The sequence below is a fragment of the Thiocystis minor genome, assembly GCF_016653465.1.
Taxonomy (GTDB): domain Bacteria; phylum Pseudomonadota; class Gammaproteobacteria; order Chromatiales; family Chromatiaceae; genus Chromatium; species Chromatium minus.
The window spans coordinates 1-16,171 of sequence record NZ_NHSQ01000058.1 but is presented as its reverse complement, the minus strand read 5'-3'; the positions used below and the strand labels follow the sequence as shown (position 1 = coordinate 16,171).

General features: G+C 62.2%; 12 protein-coding genes and 1 pseudogene. 8 read left to right on the top strand and 5 right to left on the bottom strand.

Features of this window, described 5'->3' with window-relative positions; genetic code table 11:
• Positions 1 to 190: 190 nt before the first annotated feature.
• Positions 191 to 562, bottom strand: a pseudogene (locus tag CCR95_RS25200) (restriction endonuclease subunit S domain-containing protein); the annotation flags it as partial.
• A gap of 192 nt (positions 563 to 754) precedes the next feature.
• Between CCR95_RS25200 and CCR95_RS06615 the strand changes: the two are divergent.
• Entirely contained in the window at positions 755 to 979 is a 225-nt protein-coding gene (locus CCR95_RS06615; protein WP_201092935.1) for an AbrB/MazE/SpoVT family DNA-binding domain-containing protein, read from the top strand.
• The gene (locus CCR95_RS06610; RefSeq protein WP_201092933.1) at positions 976 to 1,368 is read left to right on the top strand and encodes a type II toxin-antitoxin system death-on-curing family toxin; all 393 of its coding nucleotides are present in this window, start codon (positions 976 to 978) and stop codon (positions 1,366 to 1,368) included. The genes CCR95_RS06615 and CCR95_RS06610 overlap by 4 nt, the downstream gene beginning before the upstream one ends.
• On the opposite strand, the gene CCR95_RS06605 is transcribed toward CCR95_RS06610, so the two are convergent.
• From CCR95_RS06605 to CCR95_RS06595, 3 genes are all read right to left on the bottom strand, one after another.
• Entirely contained in the window at positions 1,348 to 2,844 is a 1,497-nt protein-coding gene (locus tag CCR95_RS06605) for a class I SAM-dependent DNA methyltransferase (protein WP_201092932.1), read from the bottom strand. The genes CCR95_RS06610 and CCR95_RS06605 overlap by 21 nt on opposite strands.
• Positions 2,845 to 2,996: 152 nt before the next feature.
• Positions 2,997 to 3,491 (bottom strand): single-stranded DNA-binding protein, encoded by a 495-nt coding sequence (gene ssb, locus CCR95_RS06600; protein ID WP_201092931.1) that lies wholly within the window; start codon positions 3,489 to 3,491, stop codon positions 2,997 to 2,999.
• Between the two features lie 78 nt (positions 3,492 to 3,569).
• Positions 3,570 to 5,006 carry an MFS transporter gene (locus tag CCR95_RS06595; protein ID WP_201092930.1) on the bottom strand — a complete coding sequence of 479 codons (1,437 nt, stop codon included), beginning with the start codon at positions 5,004 to 5,006 and terminating at the stop codon, positions 3,570 to 3,572.
• 98 nt (positions 5,007 to 5,104) lie between these two features.
• Here CCR95_RS06595 and uvrA point away from each other — a divergent pair, with 98 nt between their 5' ends.
• The 6 genes from uvrA to CCR95_RS06565 all read left to right on the top strand — a co-directional run bounded on the left by uvrA (position 5,105) and on the right by CCR95_RS06565 (position 14,489).
• The gene (gene uvrA, locus CCR95_RS06590; protein WP_201092929.1) at positions 5,105 to 7,954 is read left to right on the top strand and encodes an excinuclease ABC subunit UvrA; all 2,850 of its coding nucleotides are present in this window, start codon (positions 5,105 to 5,107) and stop codon (positions 7,952 to 7,954) included.
• Positions 7,955 to 8,156: 202 nt separating this feature from the next.
• A complete protein-coding gene (ppdK, locus tag CCR95_RS06585; RefSeq protein ID WP_201092928.1) occupies positions 8,157 to 10,925 on the top strand; it encodes a pyruvate, phosphate dikinase in 2,769 nt (922 codons plus the stop codon).
• A gap of 48 nt (positions 10,926 to 10,973) precedes the next feature.
• A complete protein-coding gene (locus CCR95_RS06580; protein WP_242523096.1) occupies positions 10,974 to 11,222 on the top strand; it encodes a hypothetical protein in 249 nt (82 codons plus the stop codon).
• A 95-nt stretch (positions 11,223 to 11,317) separates the two neighbouring features.
• Positions 11,318 to 12,976 carry a vWA domain-containing protein gene (locus CCR95_RS06575; RefSeq protein ID WP_201092927.1) on the top strand — a complete coding sequence of 553 codons (1,659 nt, stop codon included), beginning with the start codon at positions 11,318 to 11,320 and terminating at the stop codon, positions 12,974 to 12,976.
• A gap of 33 nt (positions 12,977 to 13,009) precedes the next feature.
• Positions 13,010 to 13,579 (top strand): LemA family protein, encoded by a 570-nt coding sequence (locus tag CCR95_RS06570; RefSeq protein ID WP_201092925.1) that lies wholly within the window; start codon positions 13,010 to 13,012, stop codon positions 13,577 to 13,579.
• A gap of 10 nt (positions 13,580 to 13,589) precedes the next feature.
• On the top strand, positions 13,590 to 14,489 hold the full coding sequence (locus CCR95_RS06565) for a GIDE domain-containing protein (protein WP_201092923.1): 900 nt from the start codon (positions 13,590 to 13,592) through the stop codon (positions 14,487 to 14,489).
• A 70-nt stretch (positions 14,490 to 14,559) separates the two neighbouring features.
• On the opposite strand, the gene CCR95_RS06560 is transcribed toward CCR95_RS06565, so the two are convergent.
• Positions 14,560 to 15,714, bottom strand: a complete 1,155-nt coding sequence (locus tag CCR95_RS06560; protein ID WP_201092921.1) for a fibronectin type III domain-containing protein — start codon at positions 15,712 to 15,714, stop codon at positions 14,560 to 14,562.
• Between the last annotated feature and the right edge of the window lie 457 nt (positions 15,715 to 16,171).

Here is a 16,171-nt window from a genome sequence, read left to right as displayed (position 1 = left end):
GCAAGGGCGATGGCGAGCCCGGTTTGAAGACGATCTGGCTGGGCATGCAGCGCATCATGGACTTCGCCGCCGGGATCAAATAGGCCAGGGAGATGCCGGACACGGAAAGTTGTGTGTAATGGGATGCGTCAAAGGCTTCGTCGAGGATGGCGACGATACGCCGTTGATCCGGAAGCGGGGGAAGCGATAACTCAAACCTCGCCAGCGCCTCACCCGTGAAATGCTGAATTCCCGCACCGTTGAAATGCGCTTTCAAGGTTCCGTCGAGATCGCGAGCATGCAGGTAATAGAGAAACCACTTGCTGCGTTCTGGCTCGTGGAAGCGAACACGATGAAGTGCCTTTTGAAAGTAAATCGGCTCGTCCTGCTCCCAGATCGCCGCCCGCCCCGGATAGCCGCCTTCGCAGACCAGCACATCTCCCTTGATGGCGGTGTATTTCGCCGTTTCCTCCGGCAAGAACCGCATTTCAAGCACATCCGACAAATCAAAGTCGAACCAGCGCACGTTCAGATTTCGCAGGTATGGTTGCGGATCTCCTTTGTTTTTCGCCTTGTCGAGCATCTTGCCCAACGAGTGCTGGGCAATTTCGCTGATCTTCTTGCGCGGCCAGCCTCTGTTCATGGCACGACCTCTCCGTCCGTTCGTCCTGAGCTTGTCGAAGGATGGACCTGGCGAGTAAAGGCCAGGTTGACGCCATGGTGAGGCAGGATCATAGTCTGTAACAACATATGTAATAACGCTTCAGATACCGTCATGCTCAAGGTAAAAGTGACCGCAGTTGGTAACTCGATGGGCATCTTGCTTCCGAAAGAAGCACTTGGCAAACTGAACGTCAACAAAGGCGATACGCTGTATCTGGTCGAAAATGCCGAAGGATTCGCGCTGACACCTTACCGGCCAGACTTTGAATCCCAGATGGAAGCGGCCGAGAAGGTCTTGAAGAAATACAGAAATGCCCTTCATGAGCTAGCGAAATGAGCGAGCCGCGATGGGTTCTGGATGAGGTTGTCGTGTCGGTTCACGGAATGCTGATTGCCGAGCACGGCGGAAGTCCAGGTATTCGCGATAGGGGTCTGCTTGAGTCGGCCTTAATGAGACCCCGACAGCTTTACGCCTATCAACCGCAGTCAAGAATTTTCGATCTCGCCGCTGCTTATGCCTTTGGCTTGGCAAAAAATCATCCTTTCGTTGACGGCAACAAGCGGGCCGCACTCGCGATCGCGGCGGTCTTCCTGGAGATCAACGGATTCAGTCTCGATGCACCCGAGCCCGAGACCGTCATTGTGATTGAACAGCTCGCCGCCAGTCAGCTCTCTGAATCAGACTTGGCCACATGGCTCGGCGATTCATCGACTCCGCATCCCTGATGGTTCTTCAGCACGATTCGATCCCAGCAGTTCGCGAATCGTCGCCAGCACGTCCGCGCTCTCGGCATCCAGCGCGGCAATCTCGTCCATGATCGCCAGCGGGCTGCGGTGGATGACCACCTCGCCGCCGTTGGGGTTCTTGACCGACAGATCCCAGGTCGCCGGGTCGATGCCGGCGGCATCGACGCTCCAGCTCTTGGGCGAGTCGGCGAAGGTCTGTTGCCGTTCGACGAACTCGGCCAGATCGGCGTCGTTGAGCGGATTAGTCTTGCCGAGGTTGCGGCCAGGGTCGAGCTGATAAAACCAGGTCTTGCGTGTCGGCGCACCTTTCTCGAAGAAAAGCACTACGGTCTTCACACCCGCGCCCTGAAAGGTGCCGCCGGGGCAGTCGAGAATGGTGTGCAGGTTGCAGCTTTCCAGCAGGAGTTTGCGCAGACTCACCGAGGCGTTGTCGGTATTGGACAGAAAGGTGTTCTTGATGACCACGCCGGCCCGTCCGCCGGCCTTGAGCATCTTGATGAAATGCTGGAGGAACAGAAAGGCGGTCTCGCCGGTGCGGATCGGAAAATTCTGCTGGACCTCCTTGCGCTCCTTGCCGCCGAAGGGCGGATTGGCCAGGATGACATCGAAGCGGTCCCGGTCCTGGATGTCGGACAGGCTCTCGGTCAGGGTGTTGGTGTGGGCAATGTTGGGCGCCTCGATGCCATGCAGGATCATGTTCATGATGGCGATGACGTAGGCGAGCGACTTCTTTTCCTTGCCGTAAAAGGTGCGCTCTTGCAGCGTCTTGAGGTCGCTCGTGGTCAGATTGGGCTGTTGTTTCAGATAGTCGAAGGCTTCGCACAGAAAGCCCGCCGAACCGACCGCGCCATCATAGATCCGCTCGCCGATCCGGGGTTTGACCACCCGGACCATGGCGCGAATGAGCGGGCGCGGGGTGTAATACTCGCCGCCGTTGCGCCCGGCGTTGCCCATGTTGCGGATCTTGGCCTCGTAGAGATGCGACAGCTCGTGCTTTTCGGTCTGGGAGCGGAAGCGTAGTTCGTCGATGTGGTCGATGATCTCGCGCAGGTTGTAGCCGCTGTGGATCTTGTTTTTGATCTCGCCGAAGATCTCGCCGATCTTGTATTCGAGCGTGTCCGGCCCGCTGGCCCGCCGCTTGAAACCGTGCAGGTAGGGGAAGAGTTTGCCGTCCACGAAGTCGTGCAGATCGTCCCCGCTCAGCGCCCGGTTATGGTCGATCCTGCCATCGGCGCCCTTGGGCGCGGCCCAGGTGTCCCAGCGGAAGGCGGTACCGAGCAGAAAAGAATAGGGCTTGCCTTCCAGCTCGGCCTCCATCGCCTTGTCCTGTTCCAGTCCATCCAGGTACTTCAGGAACAGCAGCCAGGAGGTTTGCTCGGTGTAGTCGAGTTCGGTGGTGCAGCCGGCTTCTTTACGAAGCACGTCGTCGATATTTTTGAAGGCTTGTTCGAACATAGCTCGGGGCAGTCACTCAAGGCAAAGGTGCCAAACTCGACACTCTACTTGAAGGAGCCCCGTCTGAGGTGTGGCGAATGCATCCCACGCTCGCCGAGCCTTGCTCGCGACCGCCTGTCATGCGCGGTTCACGGCATCAACAGCATTTCACCTCAGAAGGGGATGTCGTCGTCGAAATCGCCGCCATGACCTCCGGACGGTGGCGCGCTACCCGACGGCGCGGGAGCCGCGGCTTGAGGATGGCTACCGCCACGCGATTGAGGTGCGGGTGCATCGTCGAACGGCACCGAAGATCCGCCGCCCTGACGGCTGTCGAGCATCTGCATGGTCCCATTGATGTCGACAACGACCTCGGTCGTATAGCGGTCCTGACCGTCCTGGCCCTGCCATTTACGGGTCCGCAGCTTGCCCTCGACATAGACCTTCGAGCCCTTGTGCAGGTACTGCTTGACGATCTCCGCGATCTTGCCGAAGAAGACCACGTTGTGCCATTCGGTCCGCTCCTGCTTTTCGCCGGTGTTGCGATCCTTCCAGGACTCGCTGGTCGCGATGCGGATATTGGCCACGGCATCGCCGCTCGGCATATAACGCACCTCGGGATCGGCCCCGAGATTCCCGATCAGAATCACCTTATTCACGCCTGCCATGTCAGTCTCCCGCTCACGCGACGCGCAAGCGCTGGTTGTCTCGCCAAAAAGAGGGGGGATCCGTGCCCGAATGGATCGTCAGGCACCGACCGAAAACGTCTGTAATCTTGCCCAATCGAGCGTTCGCTTGTCCACTTTGAGATAGGCGACGCCCTCGTCGATCGCGATCACCGCCTCCCGAACGCCGGGCACCTCCAGCAGACGCCGCTCCAGGGCCAGGATGTCGCCCGCCGTCGGCAGTTCCAGCGCGAGCACATGACGGGTCAGATTCTCCGGTATCGCCATGGTTGCCAGCAGCGCGATCCAGAGCAGCGAAATCAGCGCCCCGAGCAGATAAACGGCATCGGCGCCGAAGCTCCCGTGCGCCCAGCCGCCCAGCAGACCGCCGAGAAAGGCGCCGAGAAACTGGGCGCTGGAAAAGACCCCCATCGCCGTCCCGCGCGCGCCGGCGCGCGCCACCTTCGAGACCAGCGAGGGCAGGATCGCCTCCATGAGATTGAAGACGGCGAACACCAGGATCAACAATCCGGCCAGCGCCCAGAGCGAGTGATTGAAGGCACGGAACCCCAGCAGCGACAGCCCCAGGACGATCACGGACCCCAGCAGCACCGGGCGGATCTGGCCGAACCGCTCCGCGAGCACGATGAAGGGCACCATGGCGAGGATCGCGAGCAGCACCACCGGCAGATAGAGCATCCAGTGATCCAGCGGGTCGAGTCCAGCCCCTTCGATCGAGAGCGGCAGCACCACGAAGAGGCTGATCATGGTCAGATGCAGCAGGAAGATCGCGGCATCGAGCCGTCGCAGGGTCGGATTCGCGAGGACGCCCGACAGTTGATCCAGCACCGGTTGCGCGTCGCGATGGACCATTGAGCGTTCCGGGTCCGGCACCACGCGGGCCAGCACCAGCATCCCGACCACGGCCAGCAGCGCCGTCAGCCAGAAAACGCCGGCGATTCCGAACCAGCGCGCCAGCGGCGGCCCGATGACCAATGACGCGGCGAAGGAGAAGGCGACGCTGATGCCGATGATGGCCATGCCCTTGGTGCGCACCTCGTCGCGGGTCAGGTCAGCGGTCAGCGCGGTGGTGACGGCGGCGATGGCGCCGGCGCCCTGAATCGCCCGACCCAGGATGACCCAGACGATATGGTCGGCCAGCGCGGCGACGACGCTTCCCAGCAGGAAGACCGCCAGACCGGCATAAATCACCGGCTTGCGCCCAATGCGATCCGACAGCAGACCGAGCGGGATCTGAAACACCGCCTGCGTCAGGCCATAGGTGCCGATCGCCAGACCGATCAGCAGCGGTGTCGCGCCGGGCAGGTCATGGGCATAGAGCGCGAACACCGGCAAGAGCATGAACAGACCCAGCATGCGGGTCGAAAAGATGGCGGCCAAACCGATGGTCGCGCGGCGCTCGGTCGCGGAGAACGGAACCTTCGGGGGGGTGAAGTTTGGTCGATCTGCTGGGGTCACGGTCGACAGCCTTTGCGTCCGGGGGGCGAAGCTCCGCATAATAACAGCTTGGCCTGACCGAGAGCAGGCGCCAAATCCTCGGGCGATGCCAACTGCCAACGCCACCCTGTCCATCGCTCAAGCGAACTCCATCCCCCATGCACACCATCCGCATTCGCGGCGCTCGCACGCACAATCTGAAGAGCGTCGACCTCGACCTGCCGCGTGATCGGCTGATCGTCTTCACCGGACTCTCCGGTTCGGGCAAGTCCTCGCTCGCCTTCGATACCATCTATGCTGAGGGTCAGCGGCGCTATGTGGAATCGCTCTCGTCCTATGCCCGGCAGTTTTTGTCGGTCATGGAAAAGCCCGATCTGGACCACATCGAAGGGCTGTCGCCAGCGATTTCGATCGAGCAGAAAACCACCTCGCACAACCCGCGCTCGACAGTCGGCACCATCACCGAGATCCATGATTATCTGCGTCTGCTGTTCGCCCGCGTCGGTCAGCCGCGCTGTCCGACCCACGACGCACCGCTGGAGGCCCAGACCGTCAGTCAGATGGTCGACCAGGTGCTCGCTCTGCCCGAAGGCGACAAGCTGATGCTGCTCGCCCCGGTGATCTCGGCGCGCAAGGGCGAGTATCAGCGACTGCTTGCCGAGTTGCATGCACAGGGTTTCGTGCGCGCCCGCATCGATGGCGCGCTCTGCGAACTGGACGCCCCGCCCGAGCTGGATCTCAAAAAGAAGCACGACATCGAGGTGGTGATCGACCGCTTCCGGGTCCGCGCCGATCTGGCGTTGCGTCTGGCCGAATCCTTCGAGACCACGCTCAATCTCTCCGGCGGACTCGCCCGGATCGGCTGGATCGACGAACCGGAGCGCCCCGAGCTGACCTTTTCGGCCAAGTTCGCCTGTCCGGTCTGCGGCCATAGCATCCCCGAACTCGAACCGCGCATCTTCTCCTTCAACAACCCGGCCGGTGCCTGTCCCACCTGCGATGGGCTGGGCGTCGAGCAGTTCTTCGATCCGGCCAAGGTCGTTGTGCATCCCGACATGAGTCTGGCTGGCGGCGCCGTGCGCGGCTGGGATCGGCGCAACGCCTTTTATTTCCAGATGCTCCGCGCGCTGGGCGAGCATTACGGATTCGACCCGGAAACCCCCTGGCTGAAACTCAGCGAGCAGGTCCGCTCGGTCATCCTCTATGGCAGCGGCAAGGAAAAGCTCAAGCTCAAACTACCGCACGAGAAAGGCAGCGCCAAGGCGCAGCCCTTCGAGGGCATCGTCCGCAACATGGAGCGCCGCTACCGTGAGACCGAATCCAACACGGTGCGCGAGGAACTGGCGCGCTATCTCTCGCACCAGCCCTGCCCCGCCTGTCAGGGCTCGCGGCTGAACGAGTCGGCACGGCATGTCTTCCTCGGCGATTCCTTCGGCTCCGCTCGGGACCGGTACAACCTGCCCGCCGTATCGCGGATGCCGGTCGGCGAGTCGCTGCGCTTCTTCGAGACCCTGGAACTCCCCGGCCAGCGCGGCGAGATCGGCGCCAAGGTCATCAAGGAGGTCGCCACCCGGCTGCGGTTTCTGGTCGATGTCGGGCTCAACTATCTGACCCTGGAGCGCAGCGCCGAAACCCTGTCCGGCGGCGAGGCCCAGCGTATCCGGCTCGCCAGCCAGATCGGCGCCGGACTGGTCGGGGTCATGTACATCCTGGACGAGCCATCCATCGGACTGCATCAGCGCGACAACGCCCGGCTGCTCAAGACCCTGACCCATCTGCGCGACCTCGGCAACACGGTGATCGTGGTCGAGCACGACGAGGAGGCGATCCGCGCCGCCGATCTGGTGGTGGACATCGGCCCCGGCGCCGGCGTGCATGGCGGCGAAATCGTCGCCCAGGGCAGCGCCGGGGAGATCGCCGCCGAACCCCGCTCGCTGACCGGCCGTTATCTGTCGGGCGAGTTGCGCATCGCGATCCCGACCCAGCGCACGCCCAACGATCCCGCGCGCCAGTTACGCATCCTGGGCGCCAGCGGCAACAATCTGCGCGGAGTCGACGTCTCCATCCCGGTCGGCACCTTCTGCTGCATCACCGGCGTCTCCGGCTCCGGCAAATCGACCCTGATCAACGACACGCTCCACCCCTTCGCCGCCCGTCATCTCAATGGGTCCAGTCTCCAGCCCGCGCCGCATCTCGCCATCGAGGGCATGGAGCAATTCGATAAGGTCGTCGACATCGACCAGAGCCCCATCGGTCGCACCCCGCGCTCCAATCCGGCGACCTACACCGGGTTGTTCAACCTGGTGCGCGATCTTTTCGCCGCCGTGCCCGAGGCGCGTTCGCGCGGCTACGGGCCGGGGCGGTTCAGCTTCAACGTCAAGGGCGGACGCTGCGAGGCGTGCAAGGGGGACGGACTCATTCGGGTCGAGATGCACTTTCTGCCCGACATCTATGTCCAGTGCGACACCTGCCGGGGCCGGCGCTACAACCGCGAAACCCTGGAGATTCGCTACAAAGGCAAGACCATCGACGAGGTGCTGAACCTCACCATCGAGGACGCACTGGCGTTCTTCGCCCCGGTCCCGGTCATCCACCGCAAGCTCCAGACCCTGATGGATGTCGGCCTGTCCTACGTGCGACTCGGCCAGAGCGCCACCACCCTCTCCGGCGGCGAGGCCCAGCGGGTCAAACTCAGCCGCGAGTTGAGCAAGCGCGACACCGGGCGCACGCTCTATATCCTGGACGAGCCGACCACCGGACTGCACTTTCACGACGTCAAACATCTGCTCGACGTGCTGCACCGCTTCCGCGATCAGGGCAATACCGTCGTGGTCATCGAGCACAATTTGGATGTCATCAAGACGGCGGATTGGATCATCGACCTGGGGCCTGAGGGCGGCGACCAGGGCGGCGAGATCGTCGCGGTCGGCACACCCGAGCAGATCGCCGCCACTGAAGGCTCGCATACCGGGCGGTTCCTGGAGCCGTTGCTGGAACGGGGATGGTGACGATCCTGTCCAACTGCGACCGTTCACAAAAATCAGCAGGAGGTCTTCAAGCGGACAATCCTGAGCAAGGGCATGCAATCGCTGTTTTTCGCCAACGCCCTGCCGCAAAGTGACAGAATAGCGACCCTTGTTTTGACAAGCCGGGTTCTGCCGGTATCAGAAATTCGTTCAACACAACCGACGAGAGAGGCCAATTCAAACGATGGATACCACGACGAAACACGTCTTCGCCTTCGAAGAAGGTAACGGTAAAAACAAACATCTGCTCGGCGGCAAGGGCGCCAACCTCTGCGAAATGACCCAGATCGGGCTGAATGTACCGCCGGGTTTCGTGATCTCGACCGCCGCCTGTCTGGACTATCTGGCCACGCCCGATCACGCCTTGCCCGCCGGAATCATGGACGACGTGCATGCGCAGATGCGCGCGCTGGAACAGAAGACCGGCAAGGGCTTCGGCGACTCCGAGAACCCACTGCTGGTCTCGGTGCGTTCGGGCTCGGCCATGTCCATGCCCGGCATGATGGACACCATTCTCAATCTGGGCCTGAACGAGCAGACCCTGCAGGGCGTGATCCGTGCGACCGGCGATGCCCGCTTTGGCTACGACGCCTATCGGCGCTTCATCCAGCTCTTCGGCAAGGTGGCCCTGGGCGTCCATGACGAGGCGTTCGACAAGGAGTTCGCGGCGATCAAGGAGGCCGCGCACGCCAAGCAGGACGTCGATCTGTCCGCGACCGACCTGAAGGAGACCGCCGAGCGCTTCCTCAAGGTGGTGCAGGACGCGACCGGCCGACCCTTCCCGTCCGATCCCTACGAACAATTGGAGATCGCGATCAAGGCGGTCTTCAATAGCTGGGGCGGCAAGCGCGCGGTCGACTACCGCAAGCAGTTCCATATCACCCCGGAGATGGCCAACGGCACCGCGGTCAACGTGGTGACCATGGTGTTCGGCAACCGCGGCGACGACTCGGCCACCGGCGTGGCCTTCACCCGCAATCCGGCCTCGGGCGAGAACAAGCTCTACGGCGAATATCTGGTCAACGCGCAGGGCGAGGACGTGGTCGCCGGCATTCGCACCCCCAAGCCGATCGATCGGCTCAAGGTGGAGATGCCGGAGATGGCCAAGCAACTCGACGAGTTGCGCGACAAGCTGGAATCGCATTATCACGAGGTTCAGGACTTCGAGTTCACCATCGAGCAGGGTCAGCTCTATTGTCTCCAGACCCGCAACGGCAAGATGAACACGGTCGCCATGGTGCGGACCTCGATCGAGATGGAGCAGGAGGGCCTGATCAACAAACAACAGGCCCTGCTGCGCATCGCGCCCGATTCGCTGGAACAGATGCTGTTTCCCCGCCTGGATCCCACCGTCAAGGCCGACGCGGTCGCGCAGGGTCTGCCGGCCTCGCCGGGCGCGGCCTCGGGCATCGCGGTCTTCGATGCCGACCGCGCCGAGCAGTTGGGCCATGAGCAAGGGCTCAAGGTCATCCTGGTGCGCGAAGAAACCAAGCCCGAGGACATCCACGGCTTTTTCGCCGCCGAGGGCATTCTGACCTCGCGTGGCGGCAAGACCTCGCACGCGGCGGTGGTCGCGCGCGGCATGGGCAAGCCCTGCGTGGCGGGCGCCGAGGGAATCAGCGTGGATGTCGACCGGCGCGAGGCGCGGGTCGGACTCACCAGCTTCAAGGAAGGCGACGTCATCACGCTCGACGGCACCACCGGCAAGGTCTATCTGGGTGCCATCCCGACCGTGGAACCGGACTTCACGCCGGAACTCAATACCCTGCTGGGCTGGGCGGACGCGGTGGCGCGGCTCAAGGTTCTGGCGAATGCCGACACCCCGGACGATGCCCGTCGGGCGCGCAGCTATGGCGCGGTCGGCATCGGTCTGGCGCGTACCGAACGCATGTTCAACGACGTGGAACGGCTGCCGATCGTGATCGAGATGATCGTCGCCGAGACGCCCGAGAAGCGTCAGGAAGCGCTCGACCGGCTGCTGCCGCTCCAGCGCAAGGACTTCCGCGAGTTGTTCGAGGTGATGTCGCCGAACCCGGTGACCATCCGTCTGCTCGATCCGCCGATCCACGAATTCCTGCCCGACGAGCATGTGCTGGAGCGCGAGCTGTCGGAACTGCGGGTTCTCGCGCAGAACGCGCGCGGCGTGACCGTCCTGGCCGGCGCCATGGGCCTGCTGCACGCCTCCGACGCACTCCGTCACGAGGTCGACACCGCGCGCCGTCATATCGATCCGGCTGTGGTGGAAGAAGTCATCGCCAAGAAGGAAGCGATGCTGCGCAAGGTCCGCGCGCTCTACGAGACCAACCCCATGCTCGGTCATCGCGGCGTGCGGCTCGGCATCACCTTCCCCGAGATCTATCAGATGCAGGTGCGGGCGATCCTGGAGGCGGCGGCCGAATGCGCCAAGGCAGGCATTCAGGTCAAGCCCCAGATCAAGGTGCCCCAGGTCTGTACCGCGGCGGAACTGCGCAAGGTCAAGACCTTCGTCGACGCCATCCATGCCGAGGTCGCCGAGCGTTACGGCAAGCCGGTGAGCTTTAAGTTCGGCACCATGATCGAGGTGGTGCGGGCCTGTCTGCGCGCCGAGTCGCTGGCCGAGGAGGCCGAATTTTTCTCCTTCGGCACCAACGACCTGACTCAGGCGACTTTCTCCTTCTCGCGCGAGGATGCCGAGAACAAGTTCCTGCCGCTCTACAACCAGTCGGGCATCCTGCAGGACAACCCCTTCGATGTCCTGGACGTCAAGGGCGTCGGCAAGCTGATGAAACTGGCGGTGGACTGGGGACGTTCGGTCAAGCCCGACCTGCATGTCGGCATCTGCGGCGAGCACGGCGGCCATCCCGCCTCCATCGCCTTCTGTCACGAGGCCGGGCTGGATTATGTGAGCTGCTCGGGTCCGCGAGTGCCGGTGGCGCGTCTGGCGGCGGCGCACGCGGCGCTGCAAGGCCAATGACGGCCATTCGCAAGTGACGCATACCCATTGGGGGCGCTGGCGCCCCTGGTGGGTGTGGCAACAGCCCGGCATGCCGACAGCACCGGCGGTGAACATCGGCGCGCCACGCTCGTCAACTTCGGGATCGACGCCTCCCGCGGTGATGAACGCATCCATTTCGACACACCGGAGTCGCTGACCCAGCTGGTCAGCGTCTCTATGCAGGGACCGCCGCTTGACAGCCGCGACCGCTATGGGATCGACCCCCGCGCGGGGTTTCCGATCCAGCCGGGTTCGGTTGCGATTCAAAACACATGACATCGCCACGACCAGGAATCCATCATCGGCGATCGCGACGGACGCGACGCCCGCCATCGCCCTCGCCCTCGTTCGAAACCGGAGGAAATCACCTGATGTGGAAACCCCTCGCCACCTTCCTGACACTTCTGATCCTGTGTCCGCCGCTCTTTGCCGCACAACGCTCGATCATCGTCCTCGATGCATCCGGTTCGATGTGGGGCCAGATCGCTGGCGAGTCGAAGATCGAGATCGCGCGGCATGCCTTATCCGAGGTCTTGGCGTCCGTCCCCGCCGATCAGGAACTTGGACTCATGGTCTACGGGCATCGCGAAAAAGGCGCCTGTTCGGATATCGAGTTGGCGGTTCCTCCCGCGCCGGGCGCCGCGGGCGCGATCGCGGCCTTCGCCCAGCGCGTGAGTCCGAAGGGGAAAACCCCGCTCACCGATGCCGTGCGCCAGGCGGCGGACGCCTTGCGCTTCACCGAAGAGACATCGACCGTGATCCTGGTGACCGACGGCCTGGAGACCTGCGATGCCGATCCCTGCGCGCTGGCCCGTACCCTTGAAGGCATGGGGGTGGATCTGACCGTGCATGTGGTCGGGTTTGGTCTGTCCGACGCGGAGGGTCGGCAGGTCGCCTGTCTCGCGGAAGGAACGGGCGGACGCTATCTCAAGGCCGCGGATGCCGGGACGCTCGGCGAGGCATTGCGGGTCACGGTCGCTGACGTGCAAGCCCCGCCAAAGGTGGCCGAGCCGGAACCGATCCCCGAGCCAACGTCCGCCAAGCCCGAGTTCAATGTCGTGGCAACCGCCGTGCTGGCCGAGAATGGACCCTTGCTGGAGGAAAAACAATTACGCTGGGAGTTGTTCCCGATCGGCGCGGACGGTCAACCCGAGCGGCGCGCGACCAAGCGAGTCTATGGTTCCCGCGGCGAGGCGAGCGTCCCGGCTGGACGTTATCTGCTGCGGACCAGTCTCGACAACGTCGTCAAGGAACAACCGTTCGAGGTGACCGAGACCGCTGTCAGCGAACCGAGGGTGATCCTGGATGCCGCCGTGCTGATAATCACCCCAAAACGCCGGGCTGATGACAGCGAACCGGACGCCAAGGCCCGCGTCGATGTTATGTTCAAGGACGGCAAGGCGCATGGCTACGGCGCCACCCGGTTTTATGTCCCCGCGGGTCCGCTCGCCCTTCAAGCTCGAATCGGCCAGAACGTCGTGGAAGAGACGTTACAGGCGACGGCTGGCGAAGTTATCGAGAAAACCTTGATGATCGGTTCCGGTCGACTCGTGGCGACGACATTTTATGCCGATGGCGGACCTGTCGTCGAGGCTTCGGTTTATTACACTGTGCTCAAGGCGGAGGCGGGCATCGATGGGGAGCGTGAGGCCGCGATCCGTGGCTCGCGTCAGAACGAGTGGGATGTCCCCGCCGGCGAGTTCGTGGTCCAGGCCGCGTTCGGAAAGGCCAAGGCGCTGAGCGCCCCCATCGTCGTCAAGGCGGGAGAACGCACGGAGGTCTCGATCAACCTCAATGCCGGCGTACTGGCGGTCACGGCGCCGGGCGCGTCTCAGATCCGTTTGCTGTCCGGCACACCCGACCTGCAAGGGAAACGTGAGCGAATTGGCGGGATTCGAAGCGATGCCTACCAAGAGACGCTCCCCGCAGGCGAATATCGGATCGAGGTCGAATATCAAGAAGATCGCCCCAATCAGGAGCGCATGGTGACGATCAAGGCCGGCGAACGCGCCGAAATCGCGCTGGACTGACGCCGCTTCCCTCACCGCCATCGGAGAAACCTCGTGGATCTCAAGCTCATCATCGCGTTGGCCATCCTGGTCGTCGCGGCGCTCTACACGATCCAAATCTACAACCTGCTGGTTCGACTCAAGCACAATGTCGCGCGCGCCTGGTCCAATCTCGATGTCGCGTTGAAGCAGCGTCACGACGAACTGCCCAAACTGGTCGAGATCTGCAAGCAATACATGGGCTACGAACAGGAAACGCTGGAGCGCGTCGTACGCGCGCGCGGCGCCGTGGCGGAGGCCAGCCGGCGGGCCGACCCGCGCGCGCTCGGGCGGGCCGAAACCGACCTGCGCGCGGGCCTGGGCAGTCTGTTCGCGCTGGCCGAAAACTATCCCGAACTGCGCGCCAACGACAGCTTCCGCCATCTGGCCGAGCGCGTCTCCCGGCTTGAGGAGACCATCGCCGACCGGCGCGAGTTGTACAACGACAGCGCCAATCTCAACAACATGCGCATCGAACAGTTTCCCGACCTGTTGGTTGCCCGTGCGATCAAGGCCAGGTCGGTCGAACTGTTGGAGTTCAAGGAAGCACGCCAGGATCCGAATCTGCACGCGCTGTTCCGCTGATCCGCGCGCCATGCTGTCGGCAGCGGACCCGATCGAGTTCTGGATGCTCATGGCCGCCCTGCTGGCCGCCGCGCTCTATCTGCTGCGTCAGGGCCTCCGGGCGTTCTGGCGTCTGCGCACCATCGCCGATACGCCCGCCGCGCGGATTCGCTCGGCCTCCCAGGGCTACCTCGAACTTTCCGGCATCGCGGGCAACCATCATGGTTCCATCCCGGCGCCGCTGACCGACACGCCCTGCGTCTGGTATCGGTACCGGATCCAGAAGCGACAGGATGGCGGGCGGAATCGCGATTGGACGACGGTCGAGGAAGGCACGGCCGAACGCCCCTTTCGACTCGACGATGGAACGGGCCAATGTCTGGTCGAACCGGCGGGCGCCCAACTCAAACTCCATCGCCGCGTCCGCTGGGAAGGCCCCAACCGCGATCCGCGCCAACGTCAGGCCAGGTTTGCCTGGCTGGGGATTGGCGGGCGTTACCGTTTCACCGAGGAACGCATCCATAAGGGCGATCCAGTCTATCTTCTGGGCCGCTTCGAGACCCCGCGGCGCGGCGTGACCGAACGCGAGCGACTTCAGCGCGCCCTGCTGCGGGTCTGGAAGCGCGATCCCGAACGGATGCGCCGTTTCGATCGCAACGGCGATGGGCAAATCAGCTTGGAAGCCTGGGAACGGGCACGCCAGGAGGCGGCGCGAGTCTCCGCCGATACGGAGGACCGACTCCAGCGGAAACCGATCTTGTCGCGCGTGGTGGATACTGGCGAGCCAGATGCGCCTTTCCTGATTTCAACCTATCCCGTGGAAGATCTCGTCCGCACGTTACGCTGGCAGGCGCTTGGGCTCACCGCCGGCTCGCTAACCATCGCCACATTCCTTGGCCTGAGTCTGATCGGACAGTTAGGCGCACCTTGACGTTTGAAACCCGCCAAGACCATGTCTGGACATCAGATGCGAAGGCTTTATACCCGGCGCCCAAAGGGCTTCAATTTTCTACGTCCAGAATGAAGTATCCGACATCTTCACTCACCTGACTCGTTGCCATATCGACCTCTTTTGCCCCCTGAACCCAAAAATCGACCCGATCCGAGTCGATAAAATTGATGCGCAAGTTAGCCCCATCCACATTGTTGGTCGTCAACAAGTCGCCCATGAAAAAAGGAGTGCTCGCGTAATCACCCTGATAGAACATCCGGTATGTCATGGCGTTGACAGCCTCGCCCAGACGACCGACTTCGAAACGCAGATTCTGCATTACACCAACCGATGACTCCCAAGCGACAAAATCGATGCGCTCCGGTACGGATCTGACATCATAGGCATCCTGGTCGAGCAGGCCGACGAAGAACCCCGAGTGATTAACCCGATTGAGCCGTGCGCTGACCGCCTGTGTCGCATTGAACGAAGAAACGGATGCGAGGACGACCGGCGGACTTGCAAATCCTTGACTGAAACCTTGATATTCATAGGCATTGGTCGCTGTTGTCAGGATCGATCCAGCCTCCAGCCAGGTGCCGTTGTCGAGTTGATGACGGCCTCGTTCGATGGCAAGGTAGTTCGCCAAATCGAAACCATGCCCCGCATCGCGATAATCCCATTCCTGAATCCTCACCCAGAAGCCCTGCTGGTCGATGCCATTGACGCGGATCACGTCAGGATGAGCGCCGTAAAAGCTCAGAGGCTTGATCACAACGACCGGATCCATGAACGCTTGCTGAAAGTTGATCCGCTGCCACATTTCATTGACATTGATTTCGCCGATCTCCATCTGGAAATTTGCCCCGATTACCGAGGCCGGATTCGGAGAAGTCGCCTGATCGTTAGAGGGCGGTGTCGGAATCTGCTCGCTCGGGATTGTCGCCCCGATGATGTTGGAGATTGCACTACACAGCAGTCCCGATCGATCACAGGCGCGGACCGCAAAAAAATAGGTCGTGCCAGTCCCCAAGCCAGCGACTTTCAGCGACGTGGAAGTTGTTTCAAGTCGATGAATGTACTGCTCAGGCGTGTAACCGATAAAGATTTGATAGTGATCGATGCGAGCATCGTCGACTTGGTCCCAGGCGAGATGCACCTCGGCCGCGGACACACTCTGGACGGTCACGCCCAGAATGCAGAAAGACAGAAGGGAGAAATACATGTGATCGACAAGACAGGGAAAGTGTCGTCGACTGGCCATCGCGCCTGGAGTCGATAGACCGGAATCCACCTTCCACGATACACGTCCATCGAAAATCCGAATACGACCGCGATTGGGATCAAGCATTGGCAATAGAAGCGATCTGAGAGCCATCATTGCTGTACCTCTTCATTTATATACGTCGCCGTGGTCGTTCATTTGATTATTGTGTTTTTGGAATTCGGAAGGCTATCGTGAGTGATCGATGCGTGGATCACGAAGAGGTGACAAAATCTGACACGCAAAAGCCGCAGTGCCCCTTGGGGGCACTGCGGCAATACTAGTAACGGGTCAACTACATTTCAACATCGGCGAGGAAATAGCCCACCTCCTCCTTGCCATGAGCGATTTCGCTATCCTTCGACTGTTCTTCCTGGACCCACATCTCGACGCTCTCCGGGTTGAGCCCTTTCCAGCG